17 protein-coding genes, 1 tRNA gene and 1 pseudogene are annotated in these 17,120 nt (G+C 72.1%); 7 read left to right on the top strand and 12 right to left on the bottom strand.

Annotation, left to right across the window (positions count from 1 at the left end; all coding sequences use genetic code 11):
- Positions 1-47: 47 nt before the first annotated feature.
- Positions 48-272, bottom strand: a complete 225-nt coding sequence (locus HDC93_RS24445) for a zinc ribbon domain-containing protein (RefSeq protein ID WP_185012988.1) — start codon at positions 270-272, stop codon at positions 48-50.
- Positions 273-524: 252 nt separating this feature from the next.
- On the opposite strand from HDC93_RS24445, the gene HDC93_RS24440 reads away from it, so the two are divergent.
- The 3 genes from HDC93_RS24440 (at position 525) to HDC93_RS24430 (ending at position 5,292) form a co-directional block, all read left to right on the top strand.
- The gene (locus HDC93_RS24440) at positions 525-2,681 is read left to right on the top strand and encodes a transglycosylase domain-containing protein (RefSeq protein ID WP_185013054.1); all 2,157 of its coding nucleotides are present in this window, start codon (positions 525-527) and stop codon (positions 2,679-2,681) included.
- Positions 2,682-2,736: 55 nt separating this feature from the next.
- On the top strand, positions 2,737-4,014 hold the full coding sequence (locus HDC93_RS24435) for a hypothetical protein (protein ID WP_185012987.1): 1,278 nt from the start codon (positions 2,737-2,739) through the stop codon (positions 4,012-4,014).
- A 120-nt stretch (positions 4,015-4,134) separates the two neighbouring features.
- The gene (locus HDC93_RS24430) at positions 4,135-5,292 is read left to right on the top strand and encodes an amidase domain-containing protein (RefSeq protein WP_221517082.1); all 1,158 of its coding nucleotides are present in this window, start codon (positions 4,135-4,137) and stop codon (positions 5,290-5,292) included.
- Between the two features lie 19 nt (positions 5,293-5,311).
- On the opposite strand, the gene HDC93_RS24425 is transcribed toward HDC93_RS24430, so the two are convergent.
- The 3 genes from HDC93_RS24425 to HDC93_RS39745 all read right to left on the bottom strand — a co-directional run bounded on the left by HDC93_RS24425 (position 5,312) and on the right by HDC93_RS39745 (position 7,166).
- A complete protein-coding gene (locus HDC93_RS24425) occupies positions 5,312-6,748 on the bottom strand; it encodes a hypothetical protein (protein ID WP_185012985.1) in 1,437 nt (478 codons plus the stop codon).
- Between the two features lie 74 nt (positions 6,749-6,822).
- Positions 6,823-6,975, bottom strand: coding sequence for a hypothetical protein (locus HDC93_RS39750; RefSeq protein WP_398765843.1), 153 nt, complete (start codon positions 6,973-6,975; stop codon positions 6,823-6,825).
- The gene (locus HDC93_RS39745; protein WP_398986243.1) at positions 6,972-7,166 is read right to left on the bottom strand and encodes a hypothetical protein; all 195 of its coding nucleotides are present in this window, start codon (positions 7,164-7,166) and stop codon (positions 6,972-6,974) included. Before HDC93_RS39745 ends, HDC93_RS39750 begins: the two co-directional genes overlap by 4 nt.
- Positions 7,167-7,377: 211 nt before the next feature.
- Between HDC93_RS39745 and HDC93_RS24415 the strand changes: the two genes are divergently transcribed.
- A tRNA-Val gene (locus HDC93_RS24415) sits at positions 7,378-7,452 on the top strand.
- 75 nt (positions 7,453-7,527) lie between these two features.
- On the opposite strand, the gene HDC93_RS24410 is transcribed toward HDC93_RS24415, so the two are convergent.
- A complete protein-coding gene (locus HDC93_RS24410; RefSeq protein WP_185012984.1) occupies positions 7,528-8,079 on the bottom strand; it encodes a hypothetical protein in 552 nt (183 codons plus the stop codon).
- A gap of 177 nt (positions 8,080-8,256) precedes the next feature.
- Here HDC93_RS24410 and HDC93_RS24405 point away from each other — a divergent pair, with 177 nt between their 5' ends.
- A complete protein-coding gene (locus HDC93_RS24405; RefSeq protein WP_311774614.1) occupies positions 8,257-8,688 on the top strand; it encodes a DUF6153 family protein in 432 nt (143 codons plus the stop codon).
- Positions 8,689-8,738: 50 nt separating this feature from the next.
- Entirely contained in the window at positions 8,739-9,425 is a 687-nt protein-coding gene (locus HDC93_RS24400; RefSeq protein WP_185012983.1) for a DUF305 domain-containing protein, read from the top strand.
- Positions 9,426-9,440: 15 nt separating this feature from the next.
- Here HDC93_RS24400 and HDC93_RS24395 read toward each other — a convergent pair whose 3' ends face one another.
- Both HDC93_RS24395 and HDC93_RS24390 read right to left on the bottom strand, forming a co-directional pair.
- The gene (locus HDC93_RS24395) at positions 9,441-9,803 is read right to left on the bottom strand and encodes a hypothetical protein (protein WP_185012982.1); all 363 of its coding nucleotides are present in this window, start codon (positions 9,801-9,803) and stop codon (positions 9,441-9,443) included.
- Between the two features lie 51 nt (positions 9,804-9,854).
- Positions 9,855-10,077 (bottom strand): annotated as a pseudogene (locus HDC93_RS24390) (ketopantoate reductase family protein); the annotation flags it as partial.
- 66 nt (positions 10,078-10,143) lie between these two features.
- Here HDC93_RS24390 and HDC93_RS24385 point away from each other — a divergent pair.
- Positions 10,144-10,374, top strand: a complete 231-nt coding sequence (locus HDC93_RS24385) for a DUF2277 domain-containing protein (RefSeq protein ID WP_185012981.1) — start codon at positions 10,144-10,146, stop codon at positions 10,372-10,374.
- Positions 10,375-10,420: 46 nt separating this feature from the next.
- Here the strand turns inward: HDC93_RS24385 and HDC93_RS24380 are convergent, their stop codons facing one another.
- The 5 genes from HDC93_RS24380 to HDC93_RS24360 all read right to left on the bottom strand — a co-directional run bounded on the left by HDC93_RS24380 (position 10,421) and on the right by HDC93_RS24360 (position 17,079).
- Positions 10,421-11,707, bottom strand: a complete 1,287-nt coding sequence (locus HDC93_RS24380) for a phosphatase PAP2 family protein (RefSeq protein WP_221517110.1) — start codon at positions 11,705-11,707, stop codon at positions 10,421-10,423.
- 128 nt (positions 11,708-11,835) lie between these two features.
- Entirely contained in the window at positions 11,836-12,432 is a 597-nt protein-coding gene (locus HDC93_RS24375; protein ID WP_185012979.1) for a VTT domain-containing protein, read from the bottom strand.
- Between the two features lie 284 nt (positions 12,433-12,716).
- Positions 12,717-13,169 carry a DoxX family protein gene (locus HDC93_RS24370; protein WP_185012978.1) on the bottom strand — a complete coding sequence of 151 codons (453 nt, stop codon included), beginning with the start codon at positions 13,167-13,169 and terminating at the stop codon, positions 12,717-12,719.
- A gap of 83 nt (positions 13,170-13,252) precedes the next feature.
- A complete protein-coding gene (locus HDC93_RS24365) occupies positions 13,253-15,160 on the bottom strand; it encodes an FAD/NAD(P)-binding protein (protein ID WP_260419747.1) in 1,908 nt (635 codons plus the stop codon).
- 281 nt (positions 15,161-15,441) lie between these two features.
- Positions 15,442-17,079 (bottom strand): alkaline phosphatase D family protein, encoded by a 1,638-nt coding sequence (locus HDC93_RS24360; RefSeq protein WP_185012976.1) that lies wholly within the window; start codon positions 17,077-17,079, stop codon positions 15,442-15,444.
- Between the last annotated feature and the right edge of the window lie 41 nt (positions 17,080-17,120).

Genomic DNA, 17,120 nt, shown 5'->3' with positions numbered 1-17,120 from the left:
CTAGGAAACCGAAGCTGAAGGGTTCCTGAGGAGGCCCGGGCAGGGCGTCAGCCGCAGCAGCCGCCTCCGCAGCAGCCGCCCCCACCGCCGCCGCTCGCGCGGGGCACGGACGCCGGGGCGGAGGCGGAGCCGCCGACGGCGACCGTGGAGAGGAGTTTCACCGTGTCGTCGTGGCCCGAGGGGCAGGCCGCGGGGTCGGACGACTCGGCCATCGGACGGCTGAGTTCGAAGGTGTCGCCGCAGGTCCGGCAGCGGTACTCGTAGCGAGGCATGGGGACAGACTAATCCGGACCGGAGGAAGTACCGCCTTTCTGCATTCCTTTTGACCGCTCTGGCCGTCCCCGGTGTGGAGGATCTGTAAAAGCCGCTGATAGCTTTCGATGGCCGCGAGGAGCCGTAAGGGCGGGGGAACGTGAGGGCTCGCTGCCGTCGACCACGGCAGCCCTGTCCTTCCGCGCGAGCACCACCGTGAGCGGGAGGGAGACGCAGCCGTGTCCAAGGGTGGGCGGGAATCGGACGAGACCATGCAGTTGAAGGTCCCCGATGCCATGAACGCGGACGAGACCGTGCTGTTGCGCATCGTCGACGTGGCCGCGACCGACAAGACGAATCCCTCCTCCGGTACGACCCCGGAGGGGAACGGCCCCGGCCGGCCGCGCCGCCGGCGCAGAGCTCCCCGGCCCTCCCCCCTGTCCCGTCTGAGCGCCGTGGCCCCGGGGGCGGCCCGACTCGTCGCCCGCGTCGCCTCCGGCGCCCGCCGCCTGCGGCTTCGTTACCCCCGCGCCGACCGCACCGGCTGGCGGCGCTGGGCGCCCTCCTGGCGGCAATGGCTCGGTGCCGCGCTGACGTTCACCGGCCTGACCGTCGTCCTCCTGGGCTCCGCCTACGCCGCCACCGACATCCCGGAGAACCTCAACTCGTACGCCACCCAGCAGGACAACGTCTACTTCTGGTCCGACGGGACGCCCATGGCCCGCACCGGCTGGGTGCGGCGGCAGGAGATGCCCCTGAAGGGCATACCCGAGGACGTCCGCGGGGCCGTGCTGGCGGCGGAGAACGCGAGCTTCTACAGCGATCCCGGCATATCCCTCAGCGGCCTCACCCGGGCCGTGTGGCGCACCCTCGGCAAGGGGGAGACCCAGGGCGGCTCCACCATCACCCAGCAGTACGTCAAGAACGTCTACCTCAACCAGGACCGCTCGGTCGGCCGCAAGTTCACCGAGGCGATGCTCGCCCTGAAGCTCGACAACGAGATGAGCAAGGACGACATCCTCGAGGGCTACCTCAACACGAGCTGGTTCGGCCGTGGCACGTACGGCATCCAGCGCGCTGCCCAGGCCTACTACGGCAAGGACGTCCGCGAACTCGACGCGGGCGAGGCCGCCTTCCTCGCCTCCCTGCTCAAGGGCGCGGGCCTCTACGACCCGTCACTGAGCGAGGCCAACCACGCCCGGGCCGTGGAGCGCTGGTCCTGGATACTGGACCGCATGGTCGAGACAGGCACCCTGTCGAAGGCCGAGCGTGCCGAGTACAGGAAGTTCCCCGAGCCGCTGAAGCGGGCGCCGGGGTTCGACACCGGCAAGCAGAGCGACTACCTCGTGGAACTGGCCGCCCAGTACGCCAAGAAGGCGGCGAACATATCGCCCAAGGAGTACGACCTCGGCGGCTACCAGATCTACACGACCTTCGACCGCAAGCAGGAGACCGCGCTCACCGACGCCGTGGACAAGGCCCGCAAGAAGGCGCGCAAGGACGACCCGGACAAGGCGAAGTCCCTGCACTTCGGCGCCTCCTCGGTGGCCACCGACGGGCGCATCCTCGCCGTCCACGGCGGCCCCGACCACCGTGAGCAGGGCTACAACGAGTCGAACGCGACCACCGTCCCCGCCGGTTCGGCCTTCCTGCCGTTCGTCTACGCCGCCGCCCTGGAGCACGGTGTGCACACGACACGCGACGGCGCCGCGGTCCAGGTCACCCCCCAGACGCGGTACGACGGGGACGACGGCATCGCCGTCAGGACACCCGAGGGCCCCTACTGGGACCGCGGCGGCAAACAGGTCACCTCCCACAACGACGGCGGGAAGTCCTACGGGCGGATCGGCCTCGGCCGGGCGCTCGCCCTGTCGGTGAACACACCGTTCATGCAACTCGGCTTGGACACCGGCCTGGACACGGTGCGGGAGACCGCCCAGCGGGCGGGCCTGCTCCCCTCCAGCTTCGGCCCGCAGGTGCCCGCGATGTCCCTGGGCAGTGCCACACCCAGCGCGATCCGCATGGCGAGCGGATACGCCACCTTCGCCGCCGCGGGCAAGCACGTCGAGCCGTACTCGGTGGCCCGGATCACCCGCAACGGCTCCGGGGTCCCCCTCACCAAGCCCGGGTCCCGCCGTGCGGTGAAGGCGAGCGTGGCCGGGGCGGTCCAGTCCGCCCTCACGGACGCCTTCCGCACCGCCCGCCCGGGGGCGGTCACGACCGCCACGGTGGCAGGGAAGGCCGGCACCACGCAGAACGACACCGCCGCCTGGTACGTCGGCACGGCCAACTCCGTGTCGACGGCCGTCGTGGCCTACCGCATCGACCTCACCAAGAGCCTCGAACCCCTGCCGCTGGACGGGATCGCGGGCTCTGCCGGCGACAGCGTCCCGTACCGCATCTGGTCCGGTGCCCGCGGCATCGGCTGACCCCGAGCCCGATACCGCACTCCCCCCACTCTCCCCCTCGCAGAATGAGCCGCGCATGAAACAGCCGTCCGGCCGCCGCCGTCGAGCCCGCGCACCCCGCCGCACCGCGCCCCCGGGGATACTGACCCTCGCGGCGCTCCTCGTCGTCGCGTCCCTGGTCGCGGGCTATCTGGCCCTGACCGGCTCGGACACCACCACCCCGACCGCCTCCTCCGGAGCCCGCAAGGGGCCCTCCCCGAAGCCGCACCAGGAGCCCCGGTGGGACGGCAGGACGAAGGTCCTCGGGGACGGCTCCACCTCCTACACCGGCCCGCAGAAGGGCCAGTTGAAGCCGGTGCCGCTCAAGCCGGGGGAGAAGCCGCCCCAGTTCGTGGTCTTCTCCTGGGACGGCGCGCTGCAGGGCGACGACGCGCTCTTCTCGCACTACCGGGAGCTGGCCGAGGAGTACGACGCCCACATGACCTTCTTCCTCACCGGCATCTACCTGCTGCCCAAGGCCAGGAAGGAGCTGTACTCCCCGCCCCAGCACGCCAAGGGCTCGGCGGCGATCAGCTTCGCCACCGACGAGCACATCCGCACCACACTGGAGCAACTCGGCAAGGCGTGGCAGGGCGGCAACGAGATCGGCACCCACTTCAACGGCCACTTCTGCGGCAAGAAGGGCGGCGGCGACTGGAGCGTCGCGGAGTGGAAGAGCGAGATCGACCAGTTCTACGCGTTCACCGAGAAGTGGAAGACCAACACCGGCTTCCAGGACGTCGCCCCGCTGCCGTTCGACATCAGGAAGGAGGTCACCGGCGGCCGCGCGCCCTGCCTGGAGGGCCAGAAGAACCTGCTGAAGGCCGCCAAGGACTACAAGTGGCGCTACGACGCCAGCTCCGCCGGCGACTTCCAGATATGGCCCGTCAAGAAGGACGGCATCTGGGACTTCCCGCTGCAGATGCTCCCGTACGAGGGCGGCAAGTACCAGGGCCTCTCGATGGACTTCAACTTCCTCTACAACCAGTCCGAGGGCGAGACCGAGGGCGACCCGGCGAAGTACCCCGAGTGGGAACGGGAGACCGTCGCCTCCTACATGTCCGGCTTCAACCGCGTGTACTACGGCAGCCGGGCCCCGCTGTTCATCGGCAACCACTTCGAGGACTGGAACGGCGGCATCTACATGCGGGCCGTCGACCAGGTCGTCAAGGACATCTGCACCAAGAAGGACGTCAAGTGCGTGTCCTTCCGGGAACTGGCCGACTGGCTCGACGTGCAGAAGCCCGGGACCCTCCAGCGGCTGCGCGGCCTGGACCCGGCGCAGTCCCCCGACTGGTCGACGGTCGTGAAGTGATCACGCCAAAGTAACGGCGGCAACACCCTTCACAGCGGCCATACGCTCCATGCAAAGATCTCCTACCCCGGCAACCCTCTGGCCGGGGCAAGAGGGGAAACACCAGTGAAATCACGGAAATTGAGCGGGACGCGACGGCGCGTCACGATACTCGGGGCCGCGGCGACCTCGGTCGTCGCCGGAGTGGCCCTGCTGCCCAACTGGAGCGCGGGCGCGGCGGTCGTCGACGATCCGACGGTGGACGCGCGGACCAAGGACACCTTCCAGCGGCTGGCGGACGCGGTCTTCACCGACCGCACCAACGCCCTGGTCGACGGCGGGCGGGCCGGCGCGGACAAGCAGCTGACCGACGGCTTCTCCGGCGACGTCGCCCTGTCCTCCGGCACGGCCCGCGCCGAGGACGCCACCCTGTCCGAACTGGGGCAGCGCAAGGAGAGGCTGGCGAAGGCCGGCGAGACCTACGGCAAGGCCAGCACCACCGTCACCCTGAACGCCACGCGGGTGACCGGCCGTACGGCCAAGGCGGACGTCACCGAGACCACGACCCTGACCTACGCCGGGGCCCGCGGCAACGCGCCGAAGACCACCGGATTCCAGGCCCGGCACGAGCTGACCTTCAAGGCCGACCGGCAGGGCGACTGGCGGCTGACCGGCATCCGCGACACCGAGCAGGGCGGTCTCGCGGTGAACACGCTCTCCAAGCCGGCCCCCGTCAAGGCGACCACCGCCGCCGACAACACCACGCCGAACGCCCCGCGCGCGGCGATCACCCCCAACCCGGCCGCCGCCCCGAAGACCGGCACGACGTACGACTACAAGGCCATGGCGGCCTACGCCGAGAAGTACTGGAACGTCTACAACAAGGACTACCCGGACTTCAGCGGCCGCGGCGCCGGCGGCGACTGCACCAACTTCGTCAGCCAGTCCCTGAAGGCGGGCGGCTGGAAGCACGCCCCCGGCTACGTGTACGACTACACCAAGTGGTTCGGCAACGCCGAGATCCAGTCGCACTCGTTCATCGGCGTCAACGAGTGGTCCTGGTTCGCCCAGAACTCCAAGCGCACCAAGCCGCTCGCCAACGTCTTCCAGCTCGAGGTCGGCGATGTCCTCCAGATGGACTTCGACCGGGACGGGTCCAAGGACCACACGATGATCGTCACGTACAAGAGCGGCGGTGTGCCGTACGTGACCTACCACTCCAACAACACCCTCCGCAGGTCGGTGGCGAGCCTCGTCGCGTCGTACCCGAACGCGTACTACTACGCCTACCGCACCTGAGAACGGGCCGGGGCCGGGCTCAGTGTCCGGCCCCTCGCTCCTCGCGGATCCCGGAGACCACGTGGGCCACTGCCCGGCGGACCGCTTCGGTCTCCGTGAGGAAGTGCCAGTAGTCGGGGTGGCGGCCCTCCAGGGTGGCCACGGCACGGTCCAGGCGGGCCACGGCGTCGTCCAGGGGGCGGGCGTGGCGCGGGTCGGGGGTGTTGCGGCCGGCCATGGCGAGGCGCTGGGCGTCGCGGATGGCGAAGCGCGTGCGGTCGATCTCCTGCTGGGGGTCCTTCTGCACCGCGTTCAGCCGTCGCAGACGGTCACCGGCGGCCGAGACGGCCTCGTCGGTGCTGTTCAGCAGGGCCCGCACGGTCGACAGCAGGGCCGTGGCGTCGGCCCAGCGCTGTGCGCCGCGTGCGGTGTGGGCCTCGGCCAGTCTCTCCTCGGCCTGGCGGACGTTGTCTGCGGCGGCGTCGGGGACGTGCTGCAGGTCCTGCCAGCAGGCCGCGGTGAAGCGGCGGCGCAGTTCGCTCAGCGTCGGTTCGACCTGCTCGGAGCGGGTGGTGAGGGCCTGGGCGCGGGTGCGCAGGGAGACGAGACGGCGGTCGATCTCGGCGGCGCGGTCCGGCAGCCGCTCGGCCTCCACGCGGACCGCCTCCGCCTCGCGGGCGACCCGCTCGGCCCGCTCCAGGGTCTGCGGGACGCCGTGCTGTCCGGCGCCCTGGTTCAGCTTGGTGAGCTCCGGGGAGAGGGCGGCGAGCCGGGCGGCGAGGTCGTCCGCCTTCAGACCGGACGCACGGACGGCGTCGAGGGCGTTGGAGGCGGCGAGCAGGGCCTGGCGGGCGCGCTCGACGGCGGGGGCCAGGCGGGCCAGCTGGGTCTCGGCCTTGCCGAGGAGGGGGCCGAGGCCGTCGGTGAACCGGTCGAGCTCCTGCTTGACCCGGTCGAGTTCCTCCCTGGCGGCGGTCAGCTCGCCGCGGGCGCGGGAGGCGACGGAGGCCTCCAGGTCGTCACGGTCGAGGTCGTGGGCGTCGACGGCGTTGATGTAGCGGTGGCTGGCCTCGTCGATGCGGTTGCCGAGGGCGGCGAAGTCGGCGACGGCGCGCCGGGCGGCGGGGGAGTCGTCGACGGCGGTGATCGTCTCGATCGAGATGCGCAGGTCGCGCTGGGCGGTGTCCAGCTCGTAGAAGGCCGCGGCGGCGGCGTCCTTCGCGGCCTGGGCCTCGGCCCGCTGGTTCTCGGCCCGGCCGCCGAACCAGCGCCGGGTGCCCCCGCCGGCGAAGGCGGCGGGCAGGGCCAGCGCGGCCAGCAGCGGGAGCCCCACCAGGGTGAGTGTGTCGCGCAGCGGGCCGGGGGTGCGGAGCGGGCCGGTGATGCCGGGGATGCGGGTGACGCCGGGGATACGGCGGCGCGCACGATGTGCGCGCGGCACCGACGGCGAATCCGGCTCTCCTGGTGTCGCCGTCACATCCCTCTCCCGTGCTGTGGTCCGCCCTGCCCGGTGTCATTCTCCCACCCGTGGAGGACGAACACACGGGCCGGTCAGTTCGCTGTTCGGACCGTCACTTTGCCGTCGACGGTGTGGGCGGACACCACATGGGGGCTGGTCTCGTCGCGGGGCACGGACACGTCGACGCCGCCGTCGCCGGTCTCGGTGGTCACGCGGTAGGCGGACCGGGGCACCGCGATGGTCACGGAGCCAGGGCGGAGTCGTCGGAGTCGACGGTGAGGGTGCGGCCCTGGAGGCCGAAGGACCGGTGGCCGGGGTCCGTGTCGTCCCCGGCGGACGCCCCGCAGGCGCTGAGCCCGGCGACGAGCACCACGACGGCACCGGCGAGGGCGACGCTGCGGGCGGTAATGCGGCCGGTGGCGGTGCGTGTGGTCATGACGATCTCCCCCTGGACGGACGACGAGCGCCCTGGGGCGCTCTACGACCGTATGGACCGGGGCCCGCCGGGGGATCCGGGTCACTCCCGGATGTGGGGTGGGGTCAACCCCAGGCGCGGGACCCGCCACGGCCCCGCGAAACGGGTTTGCGGGACCGTGCCCCGGGCCATGTAGGCTGTCGACTCGTCCTGGGCGTGAGGCCCGGGAGCCGGGTGCGTAGCTCAGGGGTAGAGCGCCTGCCTTACAAGCAGGATGTCGGCGGTTCGAAACCGTCCGCGCCCACCACAGCGAGTTTTCACGGCGGAGGCCCTCCAGGGATGTTCCTGGAGGGCCTTTGCCGTTGGTGCCCGCCGGCCGGAATCAGTAGTTCGCGTTGGCGAGGAGCTCCCCGTCCTTGTCGTACACCGTGACGAGGCCGTTCTTGGACTCGTAGCAGGAGGTGAACGCGGAGGCGATGAGCTTGCCCTCGCCCTGGTGGGGGCCCATCAGGCCGCCGCTGAAGTCGGTGAAGACCTCCGCCGCGTCGAGGATGTCGTTGCGCTTGTCCGCGCCGGTCACCTTCGTGACGTGCTCGACCGCGGCCTTCTCCGTCGCCGTGCCGTTCTCGGCGACGCAGTCCCTGAACTGCTCGGCCTGGGGCTTCTCCTCGGCCGCCCCGGCCTTCTTGGCGCTGTCGCCCCCGCGCTTGCCGTCGGTGGCGACGGCCTTGTCCTTGTTGGAGGTGTCGCCGCCGTCGTCGCCTCCACCGCCCGTGGCGACGGCGGCGATGACGAAGAGCGCGATGATGCCCGCGCAGCCGAGGCCCGCGATCTTGCCCACGCCGCGCTTCTTGGGCGGCTGGGGTGCCGGTGCGCCGTAACCGGGCTGCGGCGGGTGGGGCTGGGTCGGCTGCTGCGGGTACTGCTGGCTCATGTGTCCCCCTCGGGTTCATGCGTGTCGTGGGTACGACCTGACGGGGAGCCGCGCGGTTGTAGAAGGCTGAACGAGTTCACCTGATGGGGGTACGGCCGGTCGCACGCCCTGCTGTCGTCCGTACGCGCGTGCGCCCCGGGTCGATGCCGGCCCCGGGCCCTTCTCTACGATGAGCGCGTGAACAGTCCCGGGCAGCGTGCTCAGCGAACCGTCGTGCGGCGGTGGCATGTGCTGTGTGTGCTGGGGCTGTTGGTCGGGTTGCTCGGGATGCACGGGCTGGCGCCCGGTGGCGGTCTGCCCGGGCAGACGCACGGGGAGCAGGCGCACGCCTCGCAGGCGGCCGCGCCCCGGAGTCATGTGCTCGAGACCCACGCGCCCCGGACCCAGGCCATGCCGTACGGGCACTGCGGTGACTGCGGGCATGTTCAGCACGCCGACGCGACCTGTGCGTCGGGTGCCGTGGGCGGGGGGCCGGTGGTGCCGCCGCTCGTTCCCGACCAGGTCCCCGTGGGGGAGGGGGAGAGCGCCGTTCGGGCCTATGCCGTCGTGGATACGGAGGGTGCCCGGGCCCCGCCTTCCCTCTCCGAGCTCCAGCTTCTGCGGATCTAGACACGTCGTGTCCGAGATCCCCAGTTCCTCCCAGAAGCAGGAGTTCACGCATGAGCAGCAGCATTCGTACCCTGGCGCGCCGTGCCGCCCTGGTGGCGGCCGGGGGCGCCGCGGCCCTCGTCCTCGCCGCGTGTGGCGGTGACGGCGCCGACCGTGCCGGGCACGGCGACGCGGGCGGCCACGCCCCCGCCGGTACCCCGTCGCCCGCAGGCGCACACAACCCCCAGGACGTCGCCTTCGCGCAGGGCATGATCCCGCACCACCGGCAGGCGCTGGAGATGGCGCGGCTGGCCGCGGACCGGGCCTCCTCCGGGACGGTCAAGGACCTCGCGGGGCGGATCGAGAAGGCGCAGGACCCGGAGATCCGGACCATGACCGGCTGGCTGAAGTCCTGGGGCGAGAAGGTCCCCCAAGGGAGCGGAGGCGGCGGCATGGACCACTCCGCGTCGGGTCACTCCGGCATGCCCGGCATGATGGGCGCCGAGGACATGGCCGCCCTGGAGAGGCTGACGGGCAAGGCGTTCGACGTCCAGTTCCTGACCCTGATGGTCGAGCACCACGAAGGGGCCGTGGAGATGGCCAGGACCGAGCAGGACAAGGGTCGCCACGCCCCGGCCAAGGCCATGGCCGGCGACATCGTCACCGCCCAGAACGCCGAGATCGGCGAGATGAACAAGATCCTCGGCAAGAACGAGAACAGCAGCGAGAACAGCAGCGAGAGCGACAGCAACGGCTGACCTGACGGCCGGGCGTCACGGGGTTCCGCCGGTCTCCTTTGGCGGAACCCCGTGCGTGTGCCGCGTGTGCTTCAGCTGCGAGCGGGCCGCCACCCGCTCGGAGCCGGCGAGCTCGGACCAGTAGCGGTGCGTGCTCACGAACACCGCGAGCTCGTGCTCCCGCTGCCGGAGCTTCTCCACCTCGGCCTGTTCGTCGGCGGTCCAGCCGGGGGAGGCGGGGCGTTCCACCTTGCGCCAGCCGTTGTCGTCGCTGAAGCCGTCCAGCGGCTCCACCGACCAGGGCAGCCGCTTCAGCAGGGCCGACAGTTCGGCCCGGACCTGATGGAGTTCCTCCTGACCGGCCAGGAGGTCACTCGGAAAGTCATAGGTCGTAGCCACGCCCCAATGATACGCCTGTTCGAATTCGGCAGGCGAGTTCCCTCCTGTGGTTCAGGCGAACAGGTGTACCTCGTCCACCACCCGGGCCGCCACCGGAGCCGGGATCCCGTGCCGCTCGGCCGCGCGGAGCAACGCGCCGCCGATGGCGTCCAGTTCGAGGGGCCGTCCGGCCTCGGCGTCGAGCAGCATCGAGGACTTCGTCGACGGCGGGAAAGGCGTCGTAGCGGGCGAGGGCCTGGGCCTGGGCCGGGTCCGCCGGGCCGCCGCACGCGCGGCGCCTCGGAGCGATCATGGCAGGCATCTCTGGTCGTACGAGGGCCGGACGGGTGAGACTGGGGGCATGTGCCGGAGTATCAAGACGCTGCGTCCGCCCGCGATGCCCGAAGAGGCCACCGAGGCGGACGTGCGCGCAGCCGCCCTGCAGTACGTGCGGAAGGTGTCGGGATTCCGCGCCCCCGCCTCTCACAACCAGGAGGTGTTCGACCGCGCCGTGGAGGCCGTCGCGCAGGCCACGGCCGACTTGCTGGACGGTCTGGAGGTACGCGGGGCCGGGGCGCGCAGGGCGAGCTGAGGGGGCGGACATCCCCAGGGCCGGTCCGGCCGGCCCGGGGCCTGCCTCAGACCGCCGGTTCGGGCTGCGGCTCGGCGCGCGGGGCGGGTACGGGCGCCGCTTCCCAGCGCCTGGTGGTCTGCCGGTAGCCGTGGACCACCGAGGCCATCGCCAGCAGGAGGAGCGGGCCGGACATCCACGGGTACGCGGCCATCTCCAGCGGCACGAAGCGGTAGGACGCCAGCAGCACGGCGAAGACGACCGTCCCGTAGCCGATCAGCCGGAGCCCGGCCCGGTCCCAGCCGCGGTCGTACGTGCGCAGTCCTGCCTCGACCGTGTACGCGAACACCACGCCGGCGATGAGGTCCACCCCGTAGTGCCAGCCGAATCCCAGCGTGGCGGCGAGGGTGGCGACCAGCCAGAACGTCCCGGCGTACCGCAGGGCGCGCGGTCCCTTGCGGGAGTGGATGAAGATCGTGGTCGCCCAGGCCGTGTGCAGGCTGGGCATGCAGTTGCGCGGCGTGATCTCGTCGAACGGCATCGCGTACGGGGTGATCACCGGCGGCAGGGTGTCCGGCCACAGGTCGGCCGCCGCCCAGTGCCCGCCCTCGGGACCGTAGGCGAACATCGGCCCGACCACCGGGTAGATCATGTAGAAGGCCGGTCCGAGCAGGCCGATCAGCAGGAACGTGCGGACCAGGTGGTGGCGCGGGAAGCGCTGCTCGGCCGCCACGTTGCGCAGCTGGTACAGCGCCACGCAGACCGCGGCCACGGCGAGCTGGGCGTAGACGTAGTCGAGGGCGTGCTCGCCGACCGGGCCGCTCGCCCGCAGGAGGCGGCCCGCCAGCCACGACGGGTTGCCCAGCGCGTGATCGGCCATGGCGACGTACGGGTCGAGGGTGAGCGGGCGGGTCTTCGACGTGATCAGCAGCCAGGTGTCACCGGTCTTGCGGCCGGTCACCAGCAGCAGGCCCAGTCCTACGCCCTTCAGCATCAGGACGCGTTCCGGGCCGGTGCGCCGGGTGAGGGCGACGACCGCGAGGCCCAGGATCACCCACAGCGCGCCGTTGCCGAACGGGTGGCCCTCGTCGGGATAGGCGCCGGCCAGCCACCGCACCAGCAGGAAGGCGAGGTCGATGCCCAGCGCGGCGCCGAGGGCGATGAGCCGTTGCCGCCAGGTGAGCACCACCATCGTCAGCGCCAGGCTGGCGTACAGCAGGAACCCGGACTTGGGGGCGTGGATCACCTCGCGTGCCTGCGCGGTGATCGGCCCCTGGGTGCCGAAGTGGTGCGCGGCGATCTGGAGCGCGACGAGGAACCCGAGCGTGACCACGCCTGCCGCGACCCACGGCAGCGCCCGTGGGTGCCGCCTCGCGGCGAGTGCGATCCGTCTCGTCCGGGAGGCCTTCCGCGACTCCGTGATGGTCAATGTCTCAGCCGCTTCCAGGTCTGGGTGGTCGTGGTGGTGAGCCGGAGCCCGGTCTACGACGTCCGCGGCTCGCGCCGCATCAGGAACGCCGCCCCCGCCCCGGCACCGAACAGCGCCCCCACCGACACCGCCGTCGCCAGCCAGGTGGCGCCCAGCCAGTGGGCGCCGAACCAGCCGAGGGCGACGCTGTACGCGGCCCAGGTGAAGCCGGCCAGGGCCGACCAGGGCAGGAAGTCGCGGGCGCGGCGGTGGGCGGCGCCCGCGCCGAGGGAGACCACGGAGCGGCCGGCGGGAGCGAAACGGGCGAGGACGACGAGGGCGCCACCGCCCCGGGCGAGGGCCGCGCCGAGTCGTTGCTGGGCGGTGGTCAGCCGCCGGGAGCGGGAGATCGCCCGGTCCAGGCGGGCGCCGCCGCGCCAGGCGAGGCGGTAGGCGACCAGGTCACCCAGGACGGAGGCGGTGGCCGCGCAGAGGGTCAGGGCGAGGATGTCGGGCACGTCGGTCGCCGTGCCCGCTGCCGCCGCCGTGGCCGCCGTGATCACCAGGACGCCGCTGGGCAGCACCGGCAGGAACACGTCGAGCAGCACGGACAAGGCCACCACCGCGTATATCCATGGGCTGCCGATCAGCAGCCCCACTTGCTCCAGCACCGCAACTCCCCGTGACTCCCCCGTGGACCAGACCGAGCCGCGGTGGCGCGGGGGGGGCGGCAAGGGGTGGCCATGACAGCCATAGAGCGTACGCCTGGGGTGTGACGGGCGGTTCACGGGGGGCTCATACGTTCGGTGCCGACTGTTCACCTCGTCGCGCTCGTCCGGCTGTGCCGCCTATGCGCTGGTTTCACAGCCGATGTACTGATCACGGGCCGATGCAGACGGAACGGCGCCTCCCCCCGAGGGGAAGGCGCCGCTGTGTGTCCGACGGCGCGGGCGGTTCAGGCGGCCACCGGGGTCTGGTCCGCGGAGCGCTGCCCCTGGGTCGAGGTGCGCTTGGACAGCAGCCGGTCCAGGCCGAACGCGCCGGAGCCGGTGAAGATCAGCAGGAACATGGCCCAGCAGTACATCGCCGCGCCCTCGCCGCTGTTCTCGATCGGCCACAGACCCTGGGGCTGGTGGACCTTGAAGTACGCGTACGCCATCGCCCCGGAGGAGATGAACGCCGCGATGCGGGTGCCGAGGCCCAGCAGTACCAGGACGCCGCCGACGAGCTCGATGACGGCCGCGTACCAGTTCGGCCAGGCGCCGGTCGCGGCGGTGCCGCCCTTGCCGTCCGCACCGCCGAGGACGCCGAAGAGTGCGACGGCGCCGTGGCAGGCGAACAGCAGGCCGACGACGATCCGGAACAGGCCGAGCGCGTACGGCTGGGCGCCGTTGAGGCGAGCGGTCATGTGGGGGGTCACTCCTTCGGTTGGCCGGCCCTGGGGAGGCCGGTCGGGGACGGATACCGCGGAGTAGCCCACGTTAGGTGTGCCTAATTGATGCTTGCAAGTTCAACATTTGGCCACTGCTTCGCCTCCCGTTGGGGCTCGACATCGGGCCCAGCCGCACGTAGAGCGGCTCTCGCCACCGCGTCCGCGTCCGAAAGAGTGACCGAATCCACCCCTGGGCGGGCTCCCGCGGCGGTCACCCAGTGCACGCCTTCTGTCGGCACACCGAACGCGAACCGCCTTGTGTGTGCAACTCCTTGACGATCCATCAGCCGATAGGGGCGCGCTGTGACGTCCAGCCCCCCGGTCTCATAACCGTCCACGACGTGCGGGCGGCACTGCCCGCTCCGCAGCAGACCGGCCAGGAGGTCGTCGGCCGTGTGCCGAAGGTCGGGTTCCGGCAGGCGGGCCTCTATGAGGGTTCTCACACGGACCGCCGGTCCCGGCACGTCGGGGGAGTGCGCCGCCCAGCCGCCGTCCTCCTCCGACACCCGCAGCCGCGGCCCGAGCACCCGCATCACCCCCGCCTCCATCAACGCCACGAGTTCCTCGATGCGGCGGCGCGGCGGGCCGATGGACAGGAACGCGTTGAGCGGCGTGTACCAGCGGTCCAGATGATCGCGGCGGGAGGCGCCGGCGAGGCCGCCGTGGTCGACGATCAGCCGGAGTTCGTTGCGCAGGTCGCGCAGCACGTCCAGAGCCGCCTTCAGCGGGCCGTGCACATTACCCAGGGCGGCCTGGGCGGCGTCCTCGCGCAGATGCGCCAGCAGCCACTCGCTCCACTCGCCGGAGTGCGCGAAGTCCCGGCCCGCGTACGGGCGGGAGATCCGCTCCCAGCACCAGCGCTCGGCGTCCGGCACCCCGAACTCCTTCAGCAGCGCAGCCTCCTGGGGATCGCCGTGCGGGACGGCGAGAAAGCGGTCGGTGAACTCCCGCTCCCGCTCCGGCTCTTGTTTCCGCTCCGGCCCCCGCTGTCGCCCCGCGCGGGAGGCGGCCCGCCGGATCAGCGCGCCGTAGTAGACCGCCTCCACCTCCTTCGCCACCAACGGCCATATCTCCGTGAGGAAATCGGGCGCCTCTCCACAGTCCGCGCGCTTGCGGAAGCCGGCGATCACCTCCGGAGTGAGGGCGAGCGGGACATGCCGGCCGTAGGCACCCTTCGCGTTGTCGCCGCGTGCCTGGTACGGCACTCCGCGCCGTGAACCGGCGAAGAGCCGCGGCTCACGGCCGCAGGGGAGGTAGCGCAGGCCCCCGTCGTCCCGGACGAAACGGCCGCCCCGGCCGGTCGTCAGCAGGGCCGTGTGGTCGAAGAAGTTGAGACCGAGGCCGCGCAGCAGGACGGGTTCGTCCGGGGCGATCGCGGACAGGTCGACGTCGGCCGGGTTCGCGGGCGGGACGTGGCGCAGGCCGTGCCGCGCGGCGTGGGCCGCCGGCCGCAGCAGCTCCGGGCCGGCGGTCCTCGGCAGGTGCCCCTGGGCCAGCACCACCGCGGACAGGCCGGTCAGGGCGCGGCCGTCGTCGAGAGTGAGGGTCTGGCGGTCGCCGGGAGCGTCGTCGAGCCGTACCGCGCGTGCCCGGTGCGTCTCGATCCGTACGGCCGGCGGCGCCTGCCGTACGACCTCGGCGAACACCCACTCCAGATAGCGGCCGTAGTCGGCCCGGGTCGGGTACTCGTCCGGGCCGAGCCTGCCGCCCGCCCACTCGTGCAGGCTCGGACCGGGGCGGATCGGGCCCGAGCAGTCCACGCTGTCGTCGGTGAACAGGGTCACCTGGCAGGCCACGGTGTTCATCAGCAGCTCGGGCGACTGGGAGGTGCGCCAGACGCGGCCGGGGCCGGGCGGGTCCGGGTCGATCACATGGACGGTCAACCGGGCACCGGGCGCAAGGAGTTGCGGGGCGGAGGCGCACAGGCGCTCCAGGACGCTGGTGCCGCGCGGGCCGGCGCCGACCAGGGCGACCCGGACGCGCGCGGGTCTCGCGGCCGGTCCGGGACCCTCGGGCGGTACGGATTCCTCGGTTTCCTCGGGCGGCGCAGACAAGGGTGGTACTCCTGGGCGTGTGGGGCGCGTGTCGGCGGTCCGCCGGGTTGGAAGCGGACGGTCCGCCTCATCATGCCGTCGCCGGGAGCGGTGACGGAGTCTCGTGGGAAAGGATTGACGGTCGCTGTGGGATGCCTCACCAGCGTTACGGGGCATCACCGGTCACAGCGCAGCAAACGGGCGGAACGGGGAGGTCAGGGGGCGAGCTCGGAGTCCAGCAGTGTCGTCATGCTGGGGCCCGTCCCCTCGCGGGTCTTGGCGTGCTCCAGACGCAGCCGGGCCGAGCGGCCGCGCAGGGTCAGGGTCATCAGCTGGTTGCCGAACCAGGGGCCGCCCGTCTTGCGCCAGCCGACCGGCGGACTGGGAAGGCGGCCGTGCCGGGCCAGACCGCGGCCGATGCCCCGGGCCATCGCGCTCCAGCCGATGCGGAAGGCCAGCCGCATCGACAGCGGAACCGAGTTGTGGACGGGGGAGCAGACCAGCTGCAGCACCCGGGCGTCCGGGCCCCGGCCGGGCCAGGAGGGCTCGGCGATGTAGGCGTGGTGCACGTCCCCGGACAGCACGCACACCGTCGCCGGGGCGTCCGGCCCCGAACCCGCCTCGGCGATCAGCTCCGCCAGCCCCGCGAAGGACTCGGGGAACGCCGACCAGTGCTCCAGGTCGGCGGCGCGCCGCACCTTCTCCCCGAACCGCGCCCAGCGCTCGCCCCGTTCGCCGCCGCACAGGGCCGCGTTCCAGCCCTCGGCGTCGTGCACCAGGTGCGGCAGCAGCCAGGGCAGGGAGGTGCCGATCAGGAGGTGGTCGTAGGTCTCGGGTCCGTCCAGCACCTGCTCGCGCAGCCAGGCCTCCTCGCCCGGGTCGAGCATCGCGCGCTCGTCCTCGGCGAGGACCCGGGCGGCCCTGCTGTCCACCATCACCAGACGTACGCGCCCGAAGTCGCGCCGGTAGCTCCAGCGGGCCGTGGCCGCGTCGGCGTCGGCCCGGGCGGCGAAGTCGCGCAGCGCGTCGGTGCCGTCGGGGACCTCGCACACCGCCTCGTACACCGGGTCGGCCGCGAGCTCCTCCAGGGAGAGGTTGCCCAGGTGCTGGTGGACCCAGTACGACATCAGACCGCTCAGCAGCCGCTCCTGCCACCAGCCGGTGGAGCGCATGTCGGTGAGCCAGGCGGCGGAGGTGTTCCAGTCGTCGATCACGTCGTGGTCGTCGAAGATCATGAAGCTGGGAACGGTGGACAGCAGCCAGCGGATGCGCGGGTCGAGCCACGACTCGTAGTAGAGGTGCGTGTACTCCTCGTAGTCCGCGACCCCGCTGCCCGGCCCCTCCTCGATGTCGCGGCGGGCCGCCAGCCAGCGCTGCGTGGAGTCGGAGGTCTCGTCGGCGTACACCTGGTCGCCGAGCAGCAGCAGGACGTGCGGCCGCTCGCCCTGCGGGTCGGCGGCGAGGCGGGTGGCGAGGGCGTCCAGGGCGTCCGGGCCGACGGGGTCGTCGCCGCCCGCCGGCGGGGAGGCCCAGCGGCAGGAGCCGAAGGCGACGTTGAGGTCGCCCTCCGGGCTGGGCGCGTGGATCGCCGAGGGCGGGAAGGGGGAGCCGGGCAGCGGCCATACCTGTGCGCCGTCGAGGAGCACCTCGTACGTCGTGGTCGTACCGGCCGTCAGGCCCGTCACCGGGACCAGCGCGTAGTGGTGGCCCGCGATCTGGAAACTGCGGGCCGTGCCGCCGGCGCCGTCGGCGCAGCGCACCTCGGCGGTGCACGGACGGCTCGTCTCGACCCACACGGTCGCGGACGAGCCGTCGGTGTACCTCAGCAGCGGTCCGAGGCGCAGTGCGCTCATGTCGTTCCCCTCTCCGTCGCCCCGTACGGTACGCAGCGACG

Origin of the sequence: Streptomyces sp. AK010 (assembly GCF_014207295.1) — a bacterium.
Classification (GTDB): domain Bacteria; phylum Actinomycetota; class Actinomycetes; order Streptomycetales; family Streptomycetaceae; genus Streptomyces; species Streptomyces massasporeus.
This window is presented reverse-complemented; position numbering and strand designations above follow the sequence as displayed.

Bases quoted from the DNA above. Each gene is read 5' to 3' on its own strand.
- HDC93_RS24445 (WP_185012988.1), bottom strand. From the start codon at position 272: ATGCCTCGCTACGAGTACCGCTGCCGGACCTGCGGCGACACCTTCGAA.
- HDC93_RS24440 (WP_185013054.1), top strand. From the start codon at position 525: ATGCAGTTGAAGGTCCCCGATGCCATGAACGCGGACGAGACCGTGCTG.
- HDC93_RS24435 (WP_185012987.1), top strand. From the start codon at position 2,737: ATGAAACAGCCGTCCGGCCGCCGCCGTCGAGCCCGCGCACCCCGCCGC.
- HDC93_RS39745 (WP_398986243.1), bottom strand. From the start codon at position 7,166: ATGACCACACGCACCGCCACCGGCCGCATTACCGCCCGCAGCGTCGCC.
- HDC93_RS24410 (WP_185012984.1), bottom strand. From the start codon at position 8,079: ATGAGCCAGCAGTACCCGCAGCAGCCGACCCAGCCCCACCCGCCGCAG.
- HDC93_RS24400 (WP_185012983.1), top strand. From the start codon at position 8,739: ATGAGCAGCAGCATTCGTACCCTGGCGCGCCGTGCCGCCCTGGTGGCG.
- HDC93_RS24385 (WP_185012981.1), top strand. From the start codon at position 10,144: ATGTGCCGGAGTATCAAGACGCTGCGTCCGCCCGCGATGCCCGAAGAG.
- HDC93_RS24370 (WP_185012978.1), bottom strand. From the start codon at position 13,169: ATGACCGCTCGCCTCAACGGCGCCCAGCCGTACGCGCTCGGCCTGTTC.
- HDC93_RS24360 (WP_185012976.1), bottom strand. From the start codon at position 17,079: ATGAGCGCACTGCGCCTCGGACCGCTGCTGAGGTACACCGACGGCTCG.